Annotated in this window: 5 protein-coding genes and 1 pseudogene; 5 read left to right on the top strand and 1 reads right to left on the bottom strand. The window is 40.2% G+C overall.

Going from position 1 to position 2,871, the window contains the following annotated elements:
• Positions 1-420 (top strand): annotated as a pseudogene (locus WKI42_RS10005) (glycosyltransferase); the annotation flags it as partial.
• A 50-nt stretch (positions 421-470) separates the two neighbouring features.
• Here WKI42_RS10005 and WKI42_RS10000 read toward each other — a convergent pair.
• Positions 471-677: a ferredoxin gene (locus WKI42_RS10000; protein WP_000705155.1), complete on the bottom strand. Its 207-nt coding sequence runs from the start codon at positions 675-677 to the stop codon at positions 471-473.
• A gap of 45 nt (positions 678-722) precedes the next feature.
• Here WKI42_RS10000 and WKI42_RS09995 point away from each other — a divergent pair, with 45 nt between their 5' ends.
• The 4 genes from WKI42_RS09995 to WKI42_RS09980 form a co-directional block, all read left to right on the top strand.
• A complete protein-coding gene (locus WKI42_RS09995) occupies positions 723-1,193 on the top strand; it encodes an SAG1386/EF1546 family surface-associated protein (RefSeq protein WP_143952369.1) in 471 nt (156 codons plus the stop codon).
• Positions 1,194-1,201: 8 nt separating this feature from the next.
• Positions 1,202-1,873 carry a (d)CMP kinase gene (gene cmk, locus WKI42_RS09990; RefSeq protein ID WP_314414460.1) on the top strand — a complete coding sequence of 224 codons (672 nt, stop codon included), beginning with the start codon at positions 1,202-1,204 and terminating at the stop codon, positions 1,871-1,873.
• A 130-nt stretch (positions 1,874-2,003) separates the two neighbouring features.
• Positions 2,004-2,342, top strand: a complete 339-nt coding sequence (locus WKI42_RS09985; protein WP_001061596.1) for a zinc ribbon domain-containing protein YjdM — start codon at positions 2,004-2,006, stop codon at positions 2,340-2,342.
• Positions 2,343-2,344: 2 nt separating this feature from the next.
• Positions 2,345-2,871, top strand: a 527-nt coding sequence (locus WKI42_RS09980; RefSeq protein ID WP_368081846.1) for a Pr6Pr family membrane protein, incomplete at its 3' end; no start/stop codon positions are given.

Below are 2,871 nucleotides of genomic sequence, written 5' to 3'. Positions count from 1 at the left end.
TTTGCCTGGGTCGGCTTTAAAACCCACTATCTGGACTATCCAAATGTCGAAAGGCAGGCTGGCAAGACCAGTTGGAGTTTTAGGCAACTCTTTTTTTACTCCATTGAAGGGATTGTTAATTTTTCAGATTTTCCCTTGATTATCGCCTTTGTTGCAGGTCTCTTATCTTGCTTTGTTTCTCTAATAATGACCTTTTTTGTTGTGGTTCGGACTCTCATTTTGGGCAATCCGACATCAGGTTGGACCTCTTTGATGGCAGTCATTCTCTTTCTTGGAGGCATTCAACTCTTGACCATTGGGATTCTCGGCAAGTACATCAGTAAAATTTATTTGGAGACTAAAAAAAGACCACTTTATCTCGTTAAAGAAAAAAGTGACCTTCCTGATTTTACAGAAAAAAATAAAGTGAAAAGACTATAATTTTACATGGAAATATGCTAAACTAGAGGGAGTGGGTTATCGCCATTGATTTAGGCTTCCTGGTTTCCAATCAGGGCGCGAGTTGGGCAATTTTTAACAGCCTCTAAGACATCCTGACTAGGAGAAATTTCTTTTTCCAGTTGGTCAGGATCATCGTAAAAACGCACGATTCCATTATCGTGGTAATCAAATAAATCAGAATAAGTTTGGCAAAGCCCACAGGCGATACATCGTTCAGGTATAAGTGTGATTTTCATATTTATATTGTAATAAGAAAAGTAAAAAAAAACAAGGAGTAAGGTATGGCAAAAGAACCGTGGCAAGAAGATATTTATGAAAATCAAGAAGAAACAAGATCAGAACGTCGTAAGAGAACTCAAGGTAGAGATGTAGTAGCCAATCGTGTTTTGACGATCCTAGCCAGTATTTTCTTTGTAATTGTGGTAGTGATGATTATTGTTCTCATCTATCTATCATCGGGGGGGAGTAATCGCACAGCAGCCTTGAAAGATTTTCATGATTCTGATGCAAATGTAGTACAGATTTCATCATCTAGTAGTTCCCAGCCTGAACAGAGTTCAGAATCTTCTTCTGAACACTCGGAGGAAGCTACAGATCCAGAAGGGACGACAAAAGTCTTAGCTGGAGAAGGAGAAGCAGCCATTGCAGCTCGCGCTGGGATTTCGATTGCGCAGTTAGAAGCCTTAAATCCTAGTCATATGGCTACAGGGTCTTGGTTTGCTAATCCAGGTGATGTTGTTAAAATCAAATAGGAGTTGATATGAAAACAATTCAAATTGCTATTGACGGCCCTGCTTCAAGTGGTAAGAGTACGGTCGCAAAGATTATTGCCAAGGATTTTGGATACACCTACCTAGATACAGGTGCTATGTATCGTGCAGCGACCTATATGGCTCTCAAGAACCAGTTAGGAGTAGAAGAAGTTGAAGCCCTTCTAGCCTTGTTGGACCAGCATCCAATCAGCTTTGGGCGTTCAGAAACTGGAGAACAGCTTGTCTTTGTAGGAGATGTGGATATTACCCATCCTATCCGTGAAAATGAAGTGACCAATCATGTTTCTGCTATTGCAGCAATTCCTCAAGTACGTGAGAAACTAGTTTCTCTCCAACAAGAGATTGCCCAGCAAGGTGGGATTGTCATGGACGGTCGCGATATTGGGACTGTTGTATTGCCACAAGCAGAATTGAAAATTTTCCTAGTAGCTTCTGTTGATGAGAGAGCAGAGCGCCGTTACAAGGAAAATATTGCCAAGGGAATTGAAACAGACCTTGAAACTCTAAAAGAGGAAATTGCTGCGCGTGACTACAAGGATAGTCATCGTGAGACTTCACCTCTCAAACAAGCAGAGGATGCTGTCTACCTTGATACAACTGGTTTGAACATTCAAGAAGTAGTTGAAAAAATCAAAGCAGAAGCTGAAAAAAGAATGTAGATGTTGAAAAGCCGATAGATGGATATCGGTTTTTTTCTAAATTTGTCAAAATGCTGATTTTAAGGTATAATAGTTGCTGTTCGAGAAATTTTGATTTTCAAAGAATAGTGAATGATGATAAGGAGAAACCATGAACAACCTACCAAATTGTCCAAAATGTAACTCAGAGTATGTCTACGAAGATGGTGCCCTACTGGTTTGCCCAGAGTGTGCTTATGAGTGGAATCCTGCTGAAGTTGCAGATGTAGAAGAGGGCCTTGTCGCTATCGATGCCAACGGAAATAAATTGGCCGACGGTGATACTGTAACCCTCATTAAGGACTTGAAAGTAAAAGGTGCGCCAAAAGATTTGAAACAAGGGACGCGCGTGAAAAATATCCGCATCGTAGAAGGCGACCACAATATCGACTGTAAAATTGATGGCTTCGGTGCCATGAAACTCAAATCAGAGTTTGTGAAGAAGATTTAAGTATGTCAAAACACTATAAACTTGTATTTTATAGCCGTATCTTCTTGTTTCTAGCGGCTTTTACGGGAGTTTATCTTGAAATTACCAAGCATGGTGGTTTTGGGATGCTTCTCTATTACACGGTTCTGTCAAATCTGTTAGTAACTATTTTTACGCTCTATCTCTTAAAGGTTATGAGCCGTGTAGGTGAAAACTGGCAAAGACCAAGTCTCTTGCGTTTAAAAGGTGGGGTCACCATGAGTATCATGATTACCTGTGTGATTTACCATTTCCTCTTAGCGCCCATTGCGACTAATTTCTATACTCTGGAAAATTTCCTTTGCCACTATATCGTTCCCCTCTGGTTTTTCGCAGATACCCTCTTTTTTGACAAACAGGGTCAATACAAGATTTGGGATCCAATTGTGTGGACGATTTTACCCTTGCTGTATATGATGTTTGCTCTTTTTAATGGCTTGGTTCTAAAACTCAATATTCCAAATGCCAAGGATAATCCTTTCCCTTACTTCTTTTTGAATGTGAACAAGGG

The organism is Streptococcus pseudopneumoniae (genome assembly GCF_038148935.1).
In the GTDB taxonomy this organism is placed as follows: domain Bacteria; phylum Bacillota; class Bacilli; order Lactobacillales; family Streptococcaceae; genus Streptococcus; species Streptococcus pseudopneumoniae_U.
The sequence above is the reverse complement of the archived record's forward strand: the minus strand, read 5'-3'. Positions and strand labels throughout refer to the sequence as shown.

What these genes read in the sequence shown, in the direction of transcription:
- WKI42_RS10000 (WP_000705155.1), bottom strand. Translation starts at nt 677, where the DNA reads ATGAAAATCACACTTATACCTGAACGATGTATCGCCTGTGGGCTTTGC.
- WKI42_RS09985 (WP_001061596.1), top strand. Translation starts at nt 2,004, where the DNA reads ATGAACAACCTACCAAATTGTCCAAAATGTAACTCAGAGTATGTCTAC.
- WKI42_RS09995 (WP_143952369.1), top strand. Translation starts at nt 723, where the DNA reads ATGGCAAAAGAACCGTGGCAAGAAGATATTTATGAAAATCAAGAAGAA.
- cmk (WP_314414460.1), top strand. Translation starts at nt 1,202, where the DNA reads ATGAAAACAATTCAAATTGCTATTGACGGCCCTGCTTCAAGTGGTAAG.